Source organism: Ruegeria sp. BI7, from assembly GCF_056537925.1.
The window spans coordinates 164467-184709 of record NZ_JBQFSK010000006.1; the positions used below are offsets into that span (position 1 = coordinate 164467).

23 protein-coding genes are annotated in these 20243 nt (G+C 53.7%); 13 read left to right on the forward strand and 10 right to left on the reverse strand.

Annotated features, from left to right (window positions below; genetic code table 11):
* Positions 1-80: 80 nt before the first annotated feature.
* A complete protein-coding gene (locus ACR0JB_RS15110; RefSeq protein WP_480790039.1) occupies positions 81-791 on the forward strand; it encodes a hypothetical protein in 711 nt (236 codons plus the stop codon).
* A 37-nt stretch (positions 792-828) separates the two neighbouring features.
* On the opposite strand, the gene ACR0JB_RS15115 is transcribed toward ACR0JB_RS15110, so the two are convergent.
* From ACR0JB_RS15115 to ACR0JB_RS15135, 5 genes are all read right to left on the reverse strand, one after another.
* Positions 829-1278 (reverse strand): MarR family winged helix-turn-helix transcriptional regulator, encoded by a 450-nt coding sequence (locus tag ACR0JB_RS15115; RefSeq protein ID WP_480692037.1) that lies wholly within the window; start codon positions 1276-1278, stop codon positions 829-831.
* Positions 1268-2368 carry an Acg family FMN-binding oxidoreductase gene (locus ACR0JB_RS15120; RefSeq protein WP_480790040.1) on the reverse strand — a complete coding sequence of 367 codons (1101 nt, stop codon included), beginning with the start codon at positions 2366-2368 and terminating at the stop codon, positions 1268-1270. The genes ACR0JB_RS15115 and ACR0JB_RS15120 overlap by 11 nt, the downstream gene beginning before the upstream one ends.
* A 215-nt stretch (positions 2369-2583) precedes the next feature.
* Positions 2584-3261 (reverse strand): GntR family transcriptional regulator, encoded by a 678-nt coding sequence (locus ACR0JB_RS15125; protein ID WP_480644837.1) that lies wholly within the window; start codon positions 3259-3261, stop codon positions 2584-2586.
* Entirely contained in the window at positions 3258-4289 is a 1032-nt protein-coding gene (locus ACR0JB_RS15130; RefSeq protein ID WP_480790041.1) for a Gfo/Idh/MocA family protein, read from the reverse strand. The genes ACR0JB_RS15125 and ACR0JB_RS15130 overlap by 4 nt, the downstream gene beginning before the upstream one ends.
* Positions 4286-5374, reverse strand: coding sequence for an isocitrate/isopropylmalate dehydrogenase family protein (locus ACR0JB_RS15135; protein WP_480790042.1), 1089 nt, complete (start codon positions 5372-5374; stop codon positions 4286-4288). Before ACR0JB_RS15135 ends, ACR0JB_RS15130 begins: the two co-directional genes overlap by 4 nt.
* A gap of 135 nt (positions 5375-5509) precedes the next feature.
* Here ACR0JB_RS15135 and ACR0JB_RS15140 point away from each other — a divergent pair, with 135 nt between their 5' ends.
* Genes ACR0JB_RS15140 through otnC form a run of 7 tightly spaced genes read left to right on the forward strand, consistent with a single transcriptional unit; the run spans position 5510 to position 11833 of the window.
* On the forward strand, positions 5510-6517 hold the full coding sequence (locus ACR0JB_RS15140; RefSeq protein WP_480644831.1) for a Bug family tripartite tricarboxylate transporter substrate binding protein: 1008 nt from the start codon (positions 5510-5512) through the stop codon (positions 6515-6517).
* A gap of 57 nt (positions 6518-6574) precedes the next feature.
* Positions 6575-7324: a hypothetical protein gene (locus ACR0JB_RS15145; RefSeq protein WP_480790043.1), complete on the forward strand. Its 750-nt coding sequence runs from the start codon at positions 6575-6577 to the stop codon at positions 7322-7324.
* Positions 7325-7328: 4 nt separating this feature from the next.
* Positions 7329-8840: a tripartite tricarboxylate transporter permease gene (locus tag ACR0JB_RS15150; RefSeq protein WP_480790044.1), complete on the forward strand. Its 1512-nt coding sequence runs from the start codon at positions 7329-7331 to the stop codon at positions 8838-8840.
* Positions 8840-9127 carry a putative quinol monooxygenase gene (locus ACR0JB_RS15155; RefSeq protein ID WP_480790045.1) on the forward strand — a complete coding sequence of 96 codons (288 nt, stop codon included), beginning with the start codon at positions 8840-8842 and terminating at the stop codon, positions 9125-9127. Before ACR0JB_RS15150 ends, ACR0JB_RS15155 begins: the two co-directional genes overlap by 1 nt.
* Positions 9124-9921 carry an N-acyl homoserine lactonase family protein gene (locus tag ACR0JB_RS15160; protein ID WP_480790046.1) on the forward strand — a complete coding sequence of 266 codons (798 nt, stop codon included), beginning with the start codon at positions 9124-9126 and terminating at the stop codon, positions 9919-9921. The genes ACR0JB_RS15155 and ACR0JB_RS15160 overlap by 4 nt, the downstream gene beginning before the upstream one ends.
* A complete protein-coding gene (gene otnK, locus ACR0JB_RS15165) occupies positions 9918-11195 on the forward strand; it encodes a 3-oxo-tetronate kinase (protein WP_480644823.1) in 1278 nt (425 codons plus the stop codon). The genes ACR0JB_RS15160 and otnK overlap by 4 nt, the downstream gene beginning before the upstream one ends.
* Positions 11192-11833, forward strand: coding sequence for a 3-oxo-tetronate 4-phosphate decarboxylase (gene otnC / locus ACR0JB_RS15170; protein ID WP_480644821.1), 642 nt, complete (start codon positions 11192-11194; stop codon positions 11831-11833). The genes otnK and otnC overlap by 4 nt, the downstream gene beginning before the upstream one ends.
* Before the next feature lie 428 nt (positions 11834-12261).
* On the opposite strand, the gene ACR0JB_RS15175 is transcribed toward otnC, so the two are convergent.
* From ACR0JB_RS15175 to ACR0JB_RS15185, 3 genes are all read right to left on the reverse strand, one after another.
* A complete protein-coding gene (locus ACR0JB_RS15175) occupies positions 12262-13140 on the reverse strand; it encodes an ergot alkaloid biosynthesis protein (protein WP_170399922.1) in 879 nt (292 codons plus the stop codon).
* The gene (locus ACR0JB_RS15180; protein ID WP_170399924.1) at positions 13133-13588 is read right to left on the reverse strand and encodes a nuclear transport factor 2 family protein; all 456 of its coding nucleotides are present in this window, start codon (positions 13586-13588) and stop codon (positions 13133-13135) included. Before ACR0JB_RS15180 ends, ACR0JB_RS15175 begins: the two co-directional genes overlap by 8 nt.
* A 61-nt stretch (positions 13589-13649) precedes the next feature.
* On the reverse strand, positions 13650-14111 hold the full coding sequence (locus tag ACR0JB_RS15185) for a DMT family transporter (protein ID WP_170399926.1): 462 nt from the start codon (positions 14109-14111) through the stop codon (positions 13650-13652).
* Between the two features lie 106 nt (positions 14112-14217).
* On the opposite strand from ACR0JB_RS15185, the gene ACR0JB_RS15190 reads away from it, so the two are divergent.
* Entirely contained in the window at positions 14218-14829 is a 612-nt protein-coding gene (locus ACR0JB_RS15190; RefSeq protein WP_170399928.1) for a TetR/AcrR family transcriptional regulator, read from the forward strand.
* Between the two features lie 76 nt (positions 14830-14905).
* On the opposite strand, the gene ACR0JB_RS15195 is transcribed toward ACR0JB_RS15190, so the two are convergent.
* The gene (locus tag ACR0JB_RS15195; RefSeq protein ID WP_217354407.1) at positions 14906-16264 is read right to left on the reverse strand and encodes an aminotransferase-like domain-containing protein; all 1359 of its coding nucleotides are present in this window, start codon (positions 16262-16264) and stop codon (positions 14906-14908) included.
* A gap of 171 nt (positions 16265-16435) precedes the next feature.
* On the opposite strand from ACR0JB_RS15195, the gene ACR0JB_RS15200 reads away from it, so the two are divergent.
* The 3 genes from ACR0JB_RS15200 (at position 16436) to ACR0JB_RS15210 (ending at position 18267) form a co-directional block, all read left to right on the forward strand.
* A complete protein-coding gene (locus ACR0JB_RS15200; protein WP_170399932.1) occupies positions 16436-16825 on the forward strand; it encodes a DUF983 domain-containing protein in 390 nt (129 codons plus the stop codon).
* A 48-nt stretch (positions 16826-16873) separates the two neighbouring features.
* Complete coding sequence (locus tag ACR0JB_RS15205; protein WP_480790047.1) at positions 16874-17245, forward strand: hypothetical protein; 372 nt, start codon at positions 16874-16876, stop codon at positions 17243-17245.
* Positions 17246-17496: 251 nt separating this feature from the next.
* The gene (locus ACR0JB_RS15210; RefSeq protein ID WP_170399936.1) at positions 17497-18267 is read left to right on the forward strand and encodes a lysophospholipid acyltransferase family protein; all 771 of its coding nucleotides are present in this window, start codon (positions 17497-17499) and stop codon (positions 18265-18267) included.
* Between the two features lie 329 nt (positions 18268-18596).
* Here the strand turns inward: ACR0JB_RS15210 and ACR0JB_RS15215 are convergent, their stop codons facing one another.
* Complete coding sequence (locus ACR0JB_RS15215) at positions 18597-18965, reverse strand: hypothetical protein (protein ID WP_480790048.1); 369 nt, start codon at positions 18963-18965, stop codon at positions 18597-18599.
* A 482-nt stretch (positions 18966-19447) separates the two neighbouring features.
* On the opposite strand from ACR0JB_RS15215, the gene ACR0JB_RS15220 reads away from it, so the two are divergent.
* Complete coding sequence (locus tag ACR0JB_RS15220) at positions 19448-20182, forward strand: TetR/AcrR family transcriptional regulator (RefSeq protein ID WP_425082507.1); 735 nt, start codon at positions 19448-19450, stop codon at positions 20180-20182.
* Positions 20183-20243: the final 61 nt, after the last annotated feature.

The window sequence follows — 20243 nt, forward strand, 5'->3', positions numbered from 1 at the left end:
ATACCTTTCTGGGAGCATCCTGAGTGTTTGCAAGAACCATAGCCTTACTGATCTGTGCTGGGGCTTCTCCGGCCACGGCGTTGGAGCTTCGCGAAACTGGGCGCTACGAGCTCAACCAACCTGCAAGCCTTGACTACGATCCAACGTTTTGTGGCTTGTGGATTGCCAACGAGGGGCCCGAAGCAATTCTCGTTACATTGCAAGGGGATGAGTTGCGCCGAATATCCAGCGATCTCTTTCGGATCAAAGCAATTGCTGTTGAAGGGGATCACTTGTTGCTGGGTGATGGTCTCGGCAGTCTTCAACGTGTCACCAAGGATGGATCACCCCTGGGAGCGCCTTTCGAATTGGAAGGTGGGTTCGCGGATACGGAAGGAATTGCAATCAACGCCGCGGGACAGATCGTGACTGTCGAGGATGACCCTGAACGGTTGTCCAGGTTCACCACCGAGGGCACTCTGGCGGCGAGGTTGGATACCATGAAGCTCTCTCCGCCCTTGAGCGAGGCGCAGGGCATCGCGATTGATCCGCGTACCGGATACATGTTGATTGTTGATGACTGGGAAGGGTCAAACAGCCTGTATGAGTTCACGGGAGATGGCCAACTGCTCGCCCAGCAAAGTTTGTTGGAGTTCGGAACCGACCCAGAAGGCATCGCCATTAGGCCGGGATCCAACCAACTGTTCGTGGCATTCGATGGCGGCGCGAAGATTGTGACATTTGACTATACGCCTACATTGCCTGAAGGATCACCGCCGCTGCCGCCGGGCGCGGATTGCATGATGTTCTGAGAGCTTTTCTGTTTGCTTGGGTCGACGCAGGTTTCCGCTAGTCGCGCTCGCTGTCCAAAGTTTCGCGTATGAGCGTCAGATTAGGCAGCGTTTCATGAAACGGCTCAGGCCCGAGTTCGGACATCACCGGACCGAGGGCTGTCGACATCCGATCCATACACGTTTCCAAAAACTCAGCGCCTTGCGGCGTCGACCGGGCAATTTTAGAACGCTTGTCATCTGGGTTGGTCTCAAGAGTGATCAAGGTGTTATTTTCAAGGCTGGCGAGCATATGCGTCATCGAAGTTTTGGGCACCTGAAACGCGTTCGAGAGTTGCAGTGGGGTTTCACCCTCGGGACGCCGTACCAGATGGCCCAAAATTCCAAATTGAGTCGCTGTCATTCGACCAGGTAAGAACGCTTCAAGCTTGGTCGAGATCAACTGATTGATGATCCCGACCTCGGTGAAGAACCGGTAGACTTCGTTGGTCTCATCCTCAGGCTTCATTCAGAATTCGTGTCTCCAGCGGCCAGCGGGGTGTGGCAATTGGTTCGGGTCCATACCCCAAACGCAGCAACATTTGCACTGTGTGCCCTGTTGGCGCAAGAAGCTCATGCGCCAGAGCGTATTCATCGGCCATCTCGGGATATTCCTGAAGCGCCTGACTGACCGGATGAACGCCCAGGCCCATTTCGGTTGTCTTCAGGTAAAAACGCATCAATCGACGCCCGGCATTGAGTTGATCGCTTCGCGTATTTGTGGCTGTCGTGAGGACTGCGTATTGCGGCGTCGCGTCCAGCATTGCGAAGTAGCCTTGCATGTGTGACTGAGTGCCTGGGTGGTCAACGTTCATCAGGGTCTCATTGTCCAATAGGCCGGTAAGTCGCAGCGTTTCCAGCATGGGATCGCGCAATTCAATCCCGTCTGGGTTGGCAATGATTTCTGCTTTCCCGATCCGCATCAGGTCGACGGATTCTTTCAGGGTCTGCGGCGTTCGCATTTCGATTTCAAAGGCGCGTGTCGTGAGGTCTCGAATACGGGCCACCAAATCTTCACTGGTAATCAGAGTGGCGTAGTTTTCAAGGGCCGACACTTCCGCCTCGGACAGCCGCTGTTCAGTGTACGGTTCTTTGTTTGAATGTCGGTTGAGGATTTGATCTGATAGTGGATCGGATGTCCCGCCCGGCACAAACACTGCTTCTGCGATGGGCCCGTCATCCCCATCTGGCAGTAACTTGACCTCGGTATCGAACCCGAGAGCACCTGCCGCCAGGACCATCGTCTCAACAAAGGCGCCGAGGCCAATATAGAGCTGGCGGTGGTAAGGATCGGTCTCCGGAAGCTCGCGATCTGTATCACGGTGGATGCGCACCCTGTCTTGCCCAACCAACTCGACCAGCCAAGGTTGCAAGTTGTGCGGATTGGGGGCGAGAATTGCATAGGACAAAGCAACTTTGCGTGGGTCGTCATACGGTTTTGGCGTCCACGGAGCCAGCGCGTCATGCGGCGTGCGTGTAGCGAGAAACGCAACCGCACCGGTTGCCGCCAGTATTGTGCCTCCGCCTAGAATCTTGAGAAAACGTCTTCGGTTTGGCATCTTGACTCTCCAATAGTGCGATATCGTACTAATTTAATACGAATTCGGACCACATCAACCCCAAACGATGCAGTGATTGGTTGAGTGATTTGAAAAAAGAAAATCAGAACAGCCGGACGCAACCGTGGACTGCCGTGGGCGACAAGTATTCGGAGCGCCTTTGTTGTCGAAAATTGGCAGTTATTTTAGTTGATTAACGACCGGACACGAGAAGATCAGAGGCTGTTGAGCCGATGCTTTTCGAGTATCCCGCAAAGCATAGCCTGCGCTTGCAGCCTGTGTTCTCGATGACGTTCGCGGGCGGCATCTGGACGACCTTCACTAATCGCTTGAAAAACAACCCGGTGATCTTCATTGGATTTGACGGGCAGGGGCCTGATGAACAACGTCGTTGCGCGCGCGCGACGCACCTGGTCGCTCATCATGGCGACAATCGCTTCGACCCGTTTGTTGCCGCCCAACCGAACGAGCTCCTGATGAAACAACTCGTCGGCCTCGGCCCAGGCTTCAAGGTCTCCGGCTTCGATGGCTTGGTCCATCTTTGCAATTGATCCAGCAAGTACCGCCAGTTCATCTTCGGAATAACCCGCTTCGGCAGCGCGCTGCGCTGCGAGGCTCTCGAGTTCCGTCAGTATGTCGTAAATTTCACGCATATCATCTGATGAAACAGGTAGTATCCGCACGCCCTTGCGGGGCCGCATTTCCAGCAACCCTTTACTTTCCAACATCAACGCAGCTTCCCGTATCGGGGTGCGGGACATGCCCAGAGTTTCGGCGAGTTCCGACTCCAGATGGTCTGTCCCAGCCGCAAGTTCGCCGGACAGGATCATCCGCCGCAAGTCCCTTACAGCGCGCTGCGTATTGGAAAGAGTTTTTGCGTCCTGATCCTTCACGGCGTCTCCAGGTTGATTTTTCGTCCGTCCGCAGCCGAAAGATAGATCTTCTCTTCAATGCGGATCACGTCCAGATAATCTCGGGCCGTGTTTTCCAGCGGCGTGCCCTTTACAAGGCCTGAAACGACGTGACTTTGCAAGGCGTGGACGCAGTCTCCTCCAAACCCATCGTGATCGCTTGGAGGTAGAATCTGCTGCCGCTCCTGTTTTCCAAAAACGCGGAGTTCTACTGACCCGTCGCCGTTAAGAACCAGTGATCCATCTGTTCCTTCGACGAGAGCTTCGCCCATGGTCTGACGCAGGTTTTCGGCGCTGTGGTCAAGGCACCTGTTCCCATCGAACAGAGCTTTCAAACCGTTGGGGTGGTCAAACAGGATGTAACCTGCATCCTCGCCCGCGATAACGGGGTTAACTTGACGCAAGTCCGCATAAACTGCGCTGGGCGCATCGAATAAAAATCGGAATGTGTCTACCCAGTGAACCGCTGTTTCATGAACGAGGAAACGTGGCATATCCTGAAAGTACGGCTGCCGGTCTAGGTAGGCGCTTGGTCCCTGTCCGTCACCGGGTCGAAGTCGGAAAGTCGCTTGTAGAGGTGTTCCAATTCGACCCTCGGTCATCGCTACCTTGATCGCACGATACCAGGGCTGAAAGCGAAAATTCTCATGCACGACAATAGTTGCGCCTAATGCTTCAGCCTCCGAAACGATCTTCTTAGCTTCATCCAATGACATGCAGAAAGGTTTTTGGCAGATCAGCCACTTGATACCAAACCGCAGTGCCGTTCGGATGGCGGCGGCCTGCGCCACAGGTGGAAGGATGATGTCCACGAGATCCGGTTCTTCCGCCTCCAGCATTTTTGACAAATCGTCGTAAGCGGCCAGTCCTGTTTCCTTCGCCTTGTTGATATCACGGTTGCAGGATGCAATCGGAACCGCTCCGGGCATTCGGGACCAGCTTTCGTAGTGGAACCTGCTGAAGTACCCCGCACCCACACACGCGACCCTGATGGCTTGTTGAGTTTTCATGCCCGCAATGCTTCCAATACCGACGCGGCTGCGTCCTGCGTTCCGGCGGTGCCACCTAAGTCACACGTCAGGTTCTGTCCGTTCGCAGTCACCTTTTCCACGGCTTCGCTCAACCGTTCGCCGTCGTTGGACAGGTCTGGATGATCATGGGTCAACCCCAACCATTCAAGCATCATTGCTGCGGACAGGATCATCGCAAAAGGATTGGCAATACCCCGTCCCGCAATGTCCGGAGCGGAACCATGGCAGGGTTGGAATACAGCGTGCTTCAACCCGATATCCGCCGACGGAGCCAGTCCAAGACCACCCATGAGACCCGCGCCAAGGTCGGAGAGGATGTCTCCGAACATGTTCTCAGTCACCAATACATCGAATTCCCAAGGCTTTTGAACCATCCATAGAGCGGTGGCATCAACATAGGCATGGTCTGCCTGCAATTCGGGATGGTGTGCAGCTTCTGTATCAAACATCGATCTGAAGAACGCAAAAGCGCGGAACACATTAGCTTTGTCGACACATGTAACTCGACCCCGACCGCGCCCGGTTCTTTTGCGGTTCTGGGCGAGTTCAAACGCGAAACGGAACAGTTTTTCGGACACCTCACGAGTGATCAGCAGAGTTTCACGTGCTTCGTGTTCGGTAACTTCGCCAGTGCCTTGGGTGAAGAACAGTCCTTCTGTGCTCTCGCGTATCAAGACAAAGTCGATCTCTTTTCCGGTGGGCAGCGCCAAGGGGGTCATTTGTCCGCTGCTTACCTTAACTGGCCGTACACCGGCGAAAAGTCCCAGTTGCTTTCGCAGATCGATCTGCGGTGAAATCTCGGTTCCGTCAGGGTAGCGAACGTCCGGCAAACCCATTGCAGATAGCAGAATCGCGTCGGCGTTGCGTGCAGTTTCGAGTGACCCAGCCGGAAACGATTCTCCAGTTTTGGCGTAGTGGCCTGCGCCCGCCGGAGCGTCTGTAAACACCAGTTCGTATGAAGGACTGCTGCGCGAAAGCTGGTGCAGTATTTCAAGCGTAGGGGCCATAATTTCCGGGCCGATTCCGTCCCCGTGGAACACTGCCACATCATAATTTTTCTTCATCTTAGCCCGCATCCTTCCCGTTTCGCATTCATAGCGCGATAGCAGCTTTCACTACAGTCCGTTGACAACGCATTCTTTAATGTATACGCAAATAAATGCAATAATAAACGCAAAGTTGTTTGGGAGGACTTGGAAATGAAACTAAAGCTAGGGCGGTTGGCGGCCGCAGCCGCGATGGCGACCGGGATTGCAGGGGCAGCTGTTGCGCAGGATTATCCCTATCGTGATATCACCACAGCTGTGGTCTGGGGGGCCGGAGGAGGTACGGATACGATCAACCGAATGATTATGGCCGAGATGGAAAAACACCTTCCGGTCTCGATCAATGTGATCAATCAAACAGGTGGTGTCGCAGGCTCCAACGGGATGGTCTATGTCATGAACCAACCAGACGATGGTTATACATTAGTTGGTCTGTCTGAATCGAACGTCACCGCTGCTGTGCAAGGTGGTTGGGATAAGAAATTTGATTTTTGGTATCCGTTCATTGTTGGCGGATCACCTGATCTGATCTCGGTTCCGGCGGACAGCCCTTACAATACTCTGGAAGAACTGGTTGACGCTGCGAAAGCTGCTCCTGGCACCATTCCAGCGGCAGCTTCCGGCGCAGGTTCGATCCACCACTTGAACCTTCTGGCCATCGAAAAAGGGTCCGGTGCAGAATTCAAGTTTGTTCCATACAAAGGCTCAGCGCCAGGGCAGGAAGCAGCGATAGCGGGTGAAGTTGCGTTGGTTGTGACTTCTCTAGCTGAACAGGCCCCGTTGATCGAAGGCGGTCAACTTAAACCGCTTGCGATGTTGACGCCCGAAGATGCGCAGATTGCAGGGGCAACAGTGCCTTCTGCCTTTGGCATCTATGACGGTCTCGATCAGTATTTACCACTCAAGCAGGCCATCGGGTTTGCAGTTCACAGTTCAGCCGGGGACGACGTAAAGGCCGCGCTTGGTGATGCCTTCGAGCAAGCGATTGCCTCCGACACCGTCGCTGAATGGGCCTCTGCAAACAATTATGATGTCGGTGGTCAACACGGCGAAGAAGCTCAAGAGCTGTTTGCGAACCTCGAAGCTACCTTTGCCTACACCTTACAAGATTTGGGTGCCGCAACCGTCGATCCGGCGTCGCTGGGTATCGAGAAGCCATAATCCGATCACATTTGAAAGGGCGCGCATAATCGCGCCCTTTCCGACAAGAGGCAGGCAATGGACAAACCTGACGATACACTGATCATGCGGGCGCGCGATTTCTGGGCATCGATTGGTCTGATAGCAATTTCCACCTTTTTCCTTTGGAAGACGTCGGACATCCCCCTTTGGGGTGAAAACCGCGCAGGTGTCAGTGGGTCGGACTGGTACAACTCGGCTGCAATTGTACCGCTGTTCATCTTCGGTGGATTGCTTGTGTTGTCCTTCGTCTTGCTAGCTATTTCGATCCGCTCAGGTGGAGCCCAAAACGCGCTCAGTGCTTTGGGGATCGGATGGGATAGGTCGGAAGCCTATCGAGCATCAACAATCGGCCTGATCCTTCTTGCATATGTCGTTGGACTAGTCCCCAGAGTGGACTTCATTCTGTGTTCTGGGTTGCTGATTACAGCTTTGACTTACGGCTACTACGGAGGTCATGCGCGGCGTGCTTTGGTGGCCTGTGTCGCAGTTGTCATCGCCGGTTTGTTTGCGTTCGCCGTGTTTCCTGCTCAGGCGGATTGGAATGCACACGGTGATGATTGGTTCACACTGGCCTTGTGGGTCGCGTTAACACTAGTGGTGTTGACCAAAGCGGCTTCTGAACGCGTTTTGCGGTTCGTTCCATTGGTGGCAATACTTGCCCCGCTCATCCTTGTTTGCGCGATGGCCTTTGTTTTCCGGCAGAACGTGCCCGCGCGCGGCGGGCTGATCTTCAAGCAAATCGAATACCACTACTACGTGACGCTTCGTCCGATTTGGAAAGATTGACCGGATGGACTTTATCCTTTCGCAACTGGCTGGATTTGGGGCCGCCTTCGTGGGCTTGGCAGTAGACCCGCTGACCTATCTCTATTTGATCGCTTCCGTGTTCCTGGGCATCACGTTCGGCGCATTGCCAGGCCTTACGGCAACCCTAGCAGTGACGATCCTGACGGGTTTCTTCGGCAACAAAATCCCATTGGACTATTCGCTTATCGCTTTGCTCGGGGCCTATGTCGGCGCGATTTACGGCGGCTCTTACCCGTCTATTTTGCTGAACATTCCGGGCACGGCAGCCAGCGCGGCGACGGCCATGGATGGCTACCCTCTGGCCAAAGCGGGTCGAGGGGGCGAAGCACTAGGGCTGACCACGACGGCCAGTTTCATTGGCACAGTTATCGGAACCATCACGCTTTTGATTTTTGTCTGGGCGCTGCTTTTGGTTTCAAAGAATATCGCAAGCCCGGAGAAAGCATTGCTGGCCCTGTTCGGCATTCTGCTTTCTGGCACTTTGATGAGCGAAGACCTGGTGATTAAGGGATGGATCGCCGGTTTGATCGGGCTTGCGATGTCCATGGTGGGGCTTGACCCTCTGTTGTCTGAACCGCGCTATACCTTCGGCTGGTCTTACCTGATGAGTGGATTTCAGGTTGTGCCAGTATTGATGGGTGCCTTTGCCATCCCCCAAATTATCGACGGTTTGAGGCACGTTGAGGCTGGGAATGTTCTAGCCCTAAAGGGCCGAATCCTTCCGAACCTTCGCTCTATTCGACGCTACCTGCCTACTATTGGCCGTTCTGGAGTGATCGGAACCGGCGTCGGTGCGCTTCCCGGCGTCGGCGAAGATGTCGCCGGTTGGGTCAGCTACGGTGTCGGCAAGACCGTATCTGCCGAGGGCGACAAGTTTGGAAAAGGCTCTTTGGAAGGTCTGCTGTGCTCTGAGACTGCAAATAACGCCTGTATTGGCGGCGCGCTAATCCCACTTTTGGTGTTGGGCATTCCTGGCTCACCACCAGCCGCCGCTTTGATGGGGGCTTTCAAGATCAACAACGTGATTCCGGGTCCGACGATTGATCCCGAGATCATTCTGCGCGTGGTTGCGATCCTGGTTCTGGCATCCCTGACAATGTTTCTTATGGGGCTTTTCACCGCTCGGGTATTTATCAAAATCCTTGCCATCCCGCAGACCATCTTTTTGCCCGTCGTTATGGTTCTGACAACAATTGGGTCTTTCAGCGTTGGTGGGGGCATCAATGACCTCTACCTGATGCTCGGCGTCGGTGCCGTTGCCTATTTCATGAACCTGATGAAATACCCAATCGCGCCGTTGGTGATCGGGGTTATTCTGGGCAGCCTGTTTGACGAAACCTTCCGCCGGTCGCTGTTTTTGTCGGACGGGAATCTTTCGGTCTTCTTTTCACGACCCGGTGCGGCCATTCTGCTGGTGCTCAACATTGGTCTGATCCTCAGCCAACTGCCCGTCGCAAAGCGCGCTTTCTCACGTTTGAAAGGACTTTCTGTCTGATGTTTGTAGTCACTGTCACTTTCACTCTCAAACCCGGTAAGAGAGGCGCTTTCTTGCCGCTGATGGTCGAAAACGCTTCAACTTCTTTGCGTGAAGAACCCGGATGCCATCAGTTTGACGTTTGCCTCGGCGACGATCCCGAGACAGTTTTTCTCTATGAGGTTTATGATGACAGCGTGGCGTTCTCTGCCCACCTAGAAAGCGCGCATTTTCAGTCCTTTGATACGGCAGTGGCTGATATGATCGCCACCAAGGTGGTTCACCAATACTCCGAGGTCATCCGATGAACGATTGGGAAATCCATGCAGTGAAATACGCGGATCGCAACGCCCGGACGCGAGCCGATAGCTTCATTGTCGATGATAATCATGACGCTCCTCACGCGATGGATTATTTCGTTTGGGTGCTCAAACGCGGTAACAAAGTCATTCTAGTCGATACCGGCTATGACTCCGTTGAGGCCGCCGCACGTGGTCGTCCCATCGCGATGGACCCTCGCGAGGCTCTAAGCCCTTTAGACATTATGCCAGAAGCGGTGACTGAGGTCATCGTGACCCACCTTCATTATGACCATGCAGGGGGGCTGCATTTGTTCCCTAACGCGAAATTGCACATGCAGTCGGCGGAAATGGCCTTCGCCACAGGTCCATGCATGTGCCAGGATCACCTGCGTGCGCCTTTCACGGCTGGCCATGTCTGCGAGGTCGTAAAGCGTCTCTATTCAGGCAAGGTGGTGTTCTACGATGGAGAAGCCGAGATTGCAGATGGGGTAACTGTGCACTGCATCGGAGGGCATTCGCGCGGGTTGCAATGCGTTCGCGTAAGAACGGCGGCCGGGTGGATGGTACTCGCGTCTGACGCCTCGCACTATTACGAGAATTTCATGGCACGCAAAGCCTTTCCTATCGTCGTCGACCTGCAAGACATGATGGATGGTTTCGAGACACTTGAGAGGTTGGCTTCGCATTCTAGGCTTATCGTGCCCGGCCATGATCCACTTGTGCGTGAGGTATTTCCCGTGGGCGCGGCACCGCATATCCATAGGCTGGATCCAGGGCCGACGCGGGACATTGAACTATGAAAATCGGCGTCATAGCGGACGATTTTACTGGTGCAAGTGATGTCGCAAACACCTTGGCGAAAGGTGTTGAGCCGGAAGGTGGATTACGAACGGCTCAGTTTCCGGGTATTCCAACTACCCCAGCCGACAAAGAGATCGAAGCGGGTGTGATCTCACTTAAGAGCCGCACCGCACCTATTGAGGAAGCCGTAGCGGACAGCTTGCAAGCTCTGCGGTGGCTTAAGGATCAAGGATGCCAGCAGTTCATTTTTAAATACTGCTCGACATTCGATTCCACTAATGAAGGAAACATCGGCCCGGTCGCGGAAGCGCTTGCCAACGAACTGGACGCGCAGAAGGTGGTTTTCTGTCCGGCCTTTCCCACCACGGGGCGTACCATCTATCACGGCCATCTTTTTGTGCTCGGCAAGCTATTGCACGAGTCTGGGATGGAAAATCACCCTCTTACTCCGATGACGGATGCCAATATCAGGCGATGGTTGCAGTATCAGACTGAAGAAGCGGTTGGGTTGGTGCCAATTGACACTGTGAAGCAAAGTTCAAAGGCGATTGCTGATGCTTTGCAGAAAGCCGACGAACGATTTGTGATTGGCGATGCGATTTCGGATGAAGATTTGTTGGCCTGGGGCGAGGCTCTAAAGGATGCCAAGCTCATTACAGGGGGATCCGGGATAGCGCTGGGGCTACCCAGAAACTTCCTGAGAGAGACTTCATCCAAAAGTGCTGGCAGTGCGTTCACTGGTATCGCAGGGCCTGCCGCGATCCTTGCGGGTTCTTGTTCAGGTGCGACCCGCGGGCAGATCGATGTTCATGCGAAATCCCATCCAACCTTCGCCATTGATGTTCCGGGTGTCATGTCCGGGGATGTGACCACGCAAACGCTTCTGGATTTCTTTAAAGCGCATTCAGGTGAGGCCCCTCTCGCGTTTTCATCAGGAAGCCCGGAAGAGGTGCGCGCGATCCAAAGTCAATTCGGTCAGGAAGCTGTAGCGGACAGGCTGGACAATCTCTTTGCAGATACAGCACGAGCACTTGCCGAAACGGGGTACAAGCGCCTTGTCGTGGCCGGAGGAGAGACGTCGGGAGCTGTTGCCAAGGCTGTCTCTGAGGCACTCGGGTCACCTGCCATGTCAATTGGGCCAGAAATTGACCCGGGCGTTCCAGTTCTGAGCGTTGGAAAAACTGAACCCATTGCGCTGGCTCTTAAGTCTGGAAACTTTGGCGCTCCGGACTTCTTTGCGAAAGCCCTCAGAATGATGGAGGCCGGCAGATGAGTTCTGAAGAGCAGGCATTACGACAGCAGATGTCGGAGCTGTGTGCCTCACTGTTTACGCGCGGCTTTTCCGTTGGCACTGCGGGCAATGTCTCCGCGCGTTTACATGACGGAATCCTCATGACGCCAACGAATTCCACCTTGGGCGATATCGACCCCGAGCGCATCGCCAAGATTGATTTGGATGGCAACCACGTCTCGGGAGACAAGCCGACCAAAGAGGTTTTTCTGCATCAAGCCTTCTATGAGACGAGACCAGAAGCGGGCGCCGTGGTTCATCTGCATTCGACCTGGGCCACTGCTCTGTCCTGCCTGGAAGACACCGATCCAGACGACTGTATTCCACCGCTTACACCATACGTAGTGATGCGCGTCGGTACGGTCAAACTGGTTCCATACGTCAAGCCGGGTGACCCGAAATCTGGTGATTTGATCCGCGAATTGGGCGGCAAGTATAGTGCGGTTCTGTTGGCTAATCACGGCCCAGTCGTTTCAGGAAAGGACCTCTTCTCGTCTGTCTGTGCAGCAGAAGAGTTGGAAGAGACGGCCAAGCTGCTAGTGGCTTTGCGAGGCCTGCCAACCCGTCTACTGGAGGCTGAAAAAGTCGCAGAACTCAAAGAGACTTTCGGAAGGATGTAATCGGTCACCCTGGCGGAGTGTGCAAACTTTTGGGAAAATCGTGCGAAATTATGCGCAAACGTCGCGCAAAGTTATGGGCGGGCACACTTGAATTTCATGAATGAAATCAATGACTGGAACGCAGCGTTATGCGCAGACCTACAGTCTCTGTAAGTGCGCCCAAAGCTTTGCATTTTGTCTAAAGATTTGCATCTTTGGCCCAAAACCTTGGGCGCAATAGTCACCCATTGAACTTCGAATTCAAAGCTAATTTCGCACAGTGCAGATTTTGGTTGGTCCCATGCCATGGTCGTGGCCCCCGTGAAGCTTGAGGGCTGTCGCTTCCAGCCCAAAGCGGACATTCATCGCCGTGCTTTGTAATCTTCGACATGCGCAACATTGCTGCCGTCCCCGAGGCCAAGGCAAAGTCAGCTAACGATACACTCATCTCACATGTTCGCTGTCTCAGCCACTCGCATCTTTATGTCTTTTCTCTGCGTCCATGCGTCCATGTTTTGCTGAACGAACTGATCGATAGAGGTTGGTCGTGATCCAGTCAGCTTCAGCAAACTGTCAGTGACACGATCCTCTGACCCGCCCGCAATTACACCGTCCATGGCCGCCAGAGTTCTTGCGTATTCTTCCGGCAATCCGAGGCTTTGATGGCGCTTTGCCAGTTCATCGACGGTTAGGCGATGATGGGTGATCTTCCGCCCCAATTGATTGCTCAGTGTTTCGGCAACGACATCATAAGAAATCGCTTCTGGGCCAGTGAGTATATAGTCAGTGTTTTTGACTGACGGAGTGACCAGCAGCACCATTGTACAGGCTGCTATATCGCCAGCATCGATAAAGCTAACTCGGCCGTCATCTGTCGCTGTGTAGATGGCAGACTCATCGCGAATAGGATCACGGTGATGAAGCTCTGAGAAGTTCTGCATGAACCAGGTTGGACGCAAAACGGCCCATTCTGGAGCGTTGGAGCGCAGCCAAGCGTGGACTGCGCCCATCATGGGTCCGCCTTCTTCCAAAGAAGAGGCGCTGAGTAGCACGAAGCGTTGGACGCCCGTGGCAAGTGCCGCCTCAAGCCCGGGCTGCATTGCTCCCAGTGAATCCACGGTGTCTGTGGGTGCTACGAGGTAAACAGCCCTGACGCCTTCGAAAGCATCCGTGAACGTAGACGGATCGCTCCAGTCGAAGCGCACGTCGTTTTTGTTCTGAGGGCTGCGCGTTCCCACGCTGGGGGCCAGCCCTTTTGCACGTAGCTGTTTAACGACGCGGATTCCCGTTTTTCCGGTGCCGCCAGTGACAAGAATGGAACTAGTCATCAGTAAAGCCTCCCAGTTTGGATTTAAGAACTTCGACACCGCCGACAGCGTTCAGCAGAACCAGAGGGTTCCAGTAGTCGCGATAGCGCGTGATACGTCTGTTTTGGACCTCGATGACCGAGATGTAATTCTGGTCGTAGCGCCCGGCCTCGCCTTTACCTTTGCAAGAGAACTCCAAAACAAAGATTTCTCCGTCTTTGGCAACATGGGTGACTGCCGGGCTCATGGATTCAAAGCTGATGAGGCCCCCAGCTATTGGCAGATAGGCGGCAATCGTGTCTCGGCCGCGGAGTTCTCGCACCGAGCCTTCTGGCGAAAACGGGAACTCGAAAACGATGCCTTCGTCACACATGTCCAGGAAGTTTTCGCCTGCTTCTGCGATGATTGCATCTCCGAGGGCATCGCGCAGCATCGCGCCAAAGCTGGGTATGTTATTCGTGTCAGACATGATCTCATTACCTTTTGTTGTTCCCTTTACAGGAGGCTTGTTCTGTAAGTGATGGCTTGGCTTATGTCGCTTTTCCAAACTGCATGATAAGGACACCCGAAATCGACAGCACAGCACCAATGATGCGATAGAAGTCTGCTGGTCGAGGAGCGTTTCCAAGAAGCCCGTTCTGGTCCAGGATGAGTGCCATCGTCATTTGTCCTGCGACAACAGCGGCAATAAAAGCGGCGGCCCCAAAGCGTGGGATCAGAACCATGGTCGCCATCACATAAATGACACCGATCACACCTCCTACCCACGCCCAGGGAGGAGCCGCATATAGAGAAGAGAAACTTGGCAATGTCGGACGGAGCCAAGCGACCCCGGCCATCAGGCAAACGAATGAAATTCCAAATGACAACAGGGTTGCCCAGAGCGGGTGACCAGCCGCGCGGCTGAGCTCTGCGTTCATTCCGGCATGGATGGGTATCAAGGCCCCGCAAAGCAGAGGCGCAAACCACGGAAGTGCGATTTTTGGGTCCATCTTCGCGCCCTTTCCGCAAGTGCCAAAAATGTGTTGCAGTATCTAGGAGTTTGCCTCAAGCTTCGTCGGAACGATACCGTTTCGTCCTTTATATGGGAGAATCACAATGGAACGCAAGAGTTCCGACGTAAAAAATCTCGATCGGCCGCGCCGGAAGCCAGCCGGGGCCGCCGTTTTGCAAGACACGGTGACGGAAGCAATCCAGCGCGCCTTGTTCGAGGAATGGGCGGAAACGGGTTACTCGGCTCTACGAATGGAGCGCATTGCGGCTCGCGCAGGTGTCGGAAAGGCGGCGCTCTATCGAAGGAGCAAATCCAAGTTTGAACTGGTGACCGAAGCGGTGAAATCAGCGGCTACAAATATCACTCCAATTCCGGACACAGGATCCTTTGAGAAGGACGTTGCCAGGCTTATGCGCAGGATGGCTGCAACTCTGCGTCATCCGCTTGTGAGGCGGATTCTACCCGACCTGCATGCTGAGCACGCCCGTTCTGATGAATTGGCAGAATTACTTGAGAGTGTGACGCGAGATCGCCGAGCCCAAGCTATGGTCATGTTGGACAGAGCTATTGAGCGTGGTGAGCTGACAAAAGACACAGATCGGCAAATGATCCTGGATATGTTTATCGCGCCGCTCTACTGGCACGTCATTGTTCAGCATCGACCTGTCAGATCAGCAGACATTCAACGATTTACCAATCTGGTGCTAAGTGTATAAAAATAAACAATAACCGTAAAGCAAATTGAAGAACTGAGACGAAGGTCGTTTCAGTTTTTCGGCACCGCCTATCAGCTTAGGGCACCCAATTTTGGTGGGTGATCGCATAGTTTAATGCTTCGAGATCTTCAGTCAGTTGGCTAGATGAAATTGGTCCTCCCAGACATACCCTGACCGCTTCATCGGGCGCTCCTGTCACCGTAAAGGCATTGCTCGGCATCACCCCGATTTGGCGATTGGCCATGTGACTCATCACATCAGCTCGGCTGGATCCTTCGGGCAGCTTGAGCCAGATATTGAAAGCTTCGGTGCCGCCTATGAAGTCTTGGTCCTGCATGATCTTGGCCGCCAAGTTCTGTCTGCGGCTCGCCTCCTTGCGGACGAACTTTTGTACCGCCGCGGCTGTACCATCTTCGATCCATCGCGCCATCAGAGCTGTTGTGATCGGTGACGCCATGACATTCGATGCCTGCAAGGCCCGAGTGAAGTGTGTTCTCGACAGACCTGATGGAACCACCGTGAGTGCCAGCCTCAAACCAGCGCCAAGGCATTTCGAAAGACCCGCGATGTACCACCCCAATTCGGGAATCTGCTGTGAGATAGATGGCGGCGCATCCGAAGACACAAAGCGACAAGCGTCGTCTTCAATCAAAGGCACGCCATGCTTTCGCAATACGGATGCGATCTGCTCACGCCTCTCCATTGGAATTGTAAGCGTCAGGGGGTTTTGCAACGTTGGATTCAGATACAGAGCAGTGGGCGCATATTCTCGAATGGCCGCATCCAACTCCTCAGGGAGAATACCGCTGTCGTCTGATCTCACGCCAATAAGCCGGATGCCAAGTTGAGCGCCTATGGCGCGAATACCGGGATAGGTCACACGCTCACAGATCACGGTGTCTCCAGGCTTGGTGAGCAGCGTCAGGATCGACAGTAGGCTGGCATGTGCGCCAGGAGTGATTGCCAAATGGTCTGCGGTAACGTCGATACCATTGATGTTCATCCAGCGCGCCGCGGTTTCCCGGTCCTGCCGGCTGCCGGTTATGGACTGATAGCGAAGCAGGGGAATAAGGTTCGCGGCAACATGCGTGAGGCCTTGCTCCATGCGAGCCACAAGAGCCGGATCGTCTGGCTCCGGGGGCATGTTCATGTTCGGGTCTTCTTCCAGCGCGCGACGCGGGTCTGCTTTTTCTGATGTTTCTTCATGCTTTCGGATAAACGACCCTCGCCCAACAAAGGTATCGATGTACCCTCGCTTTGCGGCTTCAGAGTATCCGCGTGACACAGTTGTGAAATCCAAACCAACTAGCTTGGCGACGCTGCGTTGAGGCGGAAGCCTGTCACCTGCATCAAGAACACCCGTTTCTACATCATGTCTGATTGCTTCCGCGATCTGGACGTAGAGCGGCTTTCCGTCGTCACGCAGATTCGGCATCCATGACTTCAAGGCTTAGATCCATTCAATGCAGGAGATTGTTTCTGTCACTTTTACCATTATTTAAAGTGAGTTTCAATATATTGTCGCATCTACTATAACATTGATTGGTTATTGATTGCAATTTGTCAGAAGATGAACTATCTGAGGCGCAACCGAAGGAGATCGAAGATGTCCGAACTTGCAATTGACGCCCACGACGACAGCAAAGAGCGCCCTATCAAACCCGCGATCATGAATGGGATGCGCCTCAAGTGCCCCAGATGCGGGGAAGGAAAACTGCTTCATAGTTACATCAAAGTGAACGATGAGTGCTCGAATTGCGGCTTGGATCTGAGTCATCAGCGGGCGGATGATGGTCCGGCTTATCTTACGATCTTGATCGTTGGCCACCTTATGGGGTTCGCGTTGCACATCGCATGGGTGACATGGAGGCCAGAACCCTGGGTCTTGGCTTTGAGCATGTCGGTCATCGCAGTAGTCGGTGCCTTGGCACTGCTGCCGGTCATGAAGGGCCTGATTGTTGGATACCAATGGGCCAAACGAATGCACGGGTTCTAGCCAACCGCCCTCCCAATGAATTCTCAGCCCTTTCAAAGGATGGTTTCCTTGATGGATTTGAATTTCTATTCACTTGAGGCGACAGGAAAGACGATTGCGGATCTCACAACAGCCGCACCCCTAATTCCTGCGAGAAACCCTGTCAATGTGGCCTGGCTGAACGATGAAGATGATTACGACAGGCTGCGAACGGTGCGCCAGATCGACGATGCCGGACTATTGCCGGTGCCGATATTTGCAGCTTATCGCCTTAAATCAAAGAAACACTTGTTTGAGGGCATTCCAAACCGGATGGTGTCTATCGACGATGTATCGAACTTCCACTCGAGTAAGCGAGCCATCATTTACAACCCTGTTACCCTTAGGGAGCAATTTTTCCTACCACTGAGAGCTTACCGACTGTCGTTGCTTTGCGGATAGCAAGCAATAAGATCTCTTGCCGGTTTTCCAGGCCAAGGCTGGCCAGTTGGTACTCAAGTCGCTCAAAAACACCAAGATACATTCCCCAACGTCGTCTTTTCTCATTGATCTGGCACTGACTTCGACAGATAGAGAGGTGTGCGGTGGCTGTCTTCCTTCTCAAGTGGCGCATGTCAAAGCGCTGCCGGAGGACCTCCGGAGGCCTTTATTCACGGCTTACACACCTGCCACAGGCCCTATCAGAGGACGTCATGCCCCTTTCACCTGACGGTCAAGACCGCGCCACTCGCGCCATTGACCCTTTGCCAATACGCCTAATCAAGCGCGCTATACTGGTTCTTATCGGCCTGTTTTATTTCCTCTTCGTGGCCTTTGTCCCTCTTCTTTGCGTTCGGCGCAGAGGGTTTCGGGGTTGGTATTGGCGCCTGGTGAAACGGTCATGTTCACGCCTGCTGTGGCTCCTCAGCATCCGCGTCGAGATGCGTCCTGAGGAAAAGAATGCCCTCGCCGCCGACACCAACAGCATCATCGTGGTCAACCACCGTAGCCATCTCGATGGCTTCAGTCTCATGCACGTTGTGCCTGACACCAAATGGTTCACTTTCGCGGCGAAGTCAGAGTTCTGGAACAGCAAACTCCTGCGCACTGGTTTTGATGGAGCGGGTCTCGTCCCTATCAACCGAGACTCCGGCTCAACGGCCATGGATACGCTGATAAAGGCTGTCAGAGAAATGCCTGCCCGCTGTTCCATCGTGCTATTCCCAGAAGGCACCCGATCCAAAACGGAATCGCTCGGGGACTTTAAAGCGGGTGCTGTCTTAGTCGCCCGAGAAACCGGTCGCACGATCACCCCTATTGTCATCCATGACAGCGATAGTCTACTTCCACGCGGCAAACATTTACCGCGCAGCGGGACGATCCGTGTGGAGGCATTGCCAACATTCGCGTGCGATCCTACCGCTAGTGTGGATGAGGATCTGGCGCGATTGCGCAGGCAGATGATGGCTGTGTTTGAGCGGTGAAGTCTGTTTGACAGAAATATGCAGAAACCGAGTTTGTTGAATTTCCGCTACGCGTAGCGGCAGATAACAGATTTGCAGAGCAGTTGTACTTGTCGGTGGGATTTTCTCCAACGGGTATCGATATTCGAAGACCTAGTTAGTACCCGTATTTCAGTATGCTCTTGGCCATTCGTATTTATGGATGGGCTGCTTGGTATTGTCTCTGAATTCTCAGAAGAGAATGGACATTTAAGTGCCCTGATCTCGCTATTCTTGCCGGAGGCAGAAAAAGCAGGGGAGACACGAATTTGCCAGATGCTGTACGACGTATGAGTGACCAAAAGCTAACACTAAGCTGCCTTCAGACCACCAGCATCGCCTGCGATACCGACTATGCAATCATCGCCGATCTGAATGCGATTTGCCGGGCTTTCCCCTCCGAGTTCCAGTTTGGGTGAGGTTAACCAGAACGCGCATTGCCACGGGGTCATTTCACGTGGCAGGGCTTTCAACACTTTTTCCATCAAAGGAAGCGGGGTTCCATCCTGAGCAAACTGGAAAGATGGATAGGCGTTGGCTCCTTTGTAAGGTAAAGAAAGTACCTTCCCGGTTCGTGTCCAGATGTCAGCTATCCGCGTGATCTGCCAGGAGCCCTTCTGCCATTGTGCGTGCACGCCTACATCGTCCAGCAACGGATACTTACGCGCAAAATCATCCATCCGGATGTCATTGACCGCGCAACAATGCCCCTCGAATTTATGCAAATACATCTACTCACTCACTGAACTCACTAACAACTCATGAAACGATACTGCCAAAAAACCGTTCTAACCAAAGTTAAGAAGTTCACATTGGGCAAATTAAACTTCAGCTAACCTCGTTTTTTTACCTAGCGCGCTGAAATTATTGTTGGTTTGCTTACGATAACCCGCCGTTCTGATGCTCGTAAAACCAGTTCTGAATTCCTGGCTTTGTTACTCATTGGAGTAGTAATCCTCACAAGATGATGGCATTGGCCATGAATCTACCGAACCAATCTCTGGTTTGTGAGTGATCAAGATCAGCGCGTTGGACAAAGCCGCCAGTCACTCAGTCCAGTGTTGGAAACTAGTACCGAGCGCGGGCTCCCTTTTCTACGATCACGATCCTCCTCGTCTGACGCTCCCGCAAAAAGACAAACAGTCCAGATCCTAAGATTAGCGTGACACCCACCGGGATGGGGAGGTTTTGTATTTCTACCGACCTAGATTCCTTTCTCTGGTCACAATACGGACTGACCATTCCAAAAATTTCCTACCGCCACCTTGAATTTCTGGACCAATCATTCCAAATCATGCGCATGAGCAAAAAAACTCTCCCAAATGGCGACAGCAAATCGTCCGCAGGTCCAGGTAGACCTCGTGCCTTTGACGAAGCTGAGGCATTGGAAAAAGCCTTGTGTGTATTCTGGCACAAGGGCTACGAGACCGCGTCCGTGGATGATCTGACCAAGGCCATGGGTTTGAGTCGGTCCAGCTTCTATGGAGCGTTCGGCAACAAGCAGGCTTTGTTTCACAAAGCCCTCAGCCACTATTCAAGGCGTGGTTTGAAAGCGCTGCGTGACGTTGCTGACGCGGGCGGAGATGACCCTGTTGGTGCGATAATGGAAGCTTTGGCGAACCCGCAAGGCGGTCGTGATGGCTGCATGCTTATCAACTGCCTGACGGAACTTGCTCCTCATGATGATGAAGTGGCGGCTCTCGGGCGGCAGCATTTGGAGAATATTGACGAGATTATTGCGAGAGCGCTTGAGCCTTCGGATCCGGGACAGGCCCTCGACAAGGCACGCGCCTTTGCGTCCCTTGCAATCGGAACACTAGCCTTGCGCAAGGCGGGCGTTCCCGCTGAGCAGATATCGCAAACCCTGAAACAAGCCCGGCTGGTGATTTCGCCATAAGGCCTCCCGCCACCATAAGGAAATGAAACCTGAAACAAACTCAATCAAAAGACAGTGACCC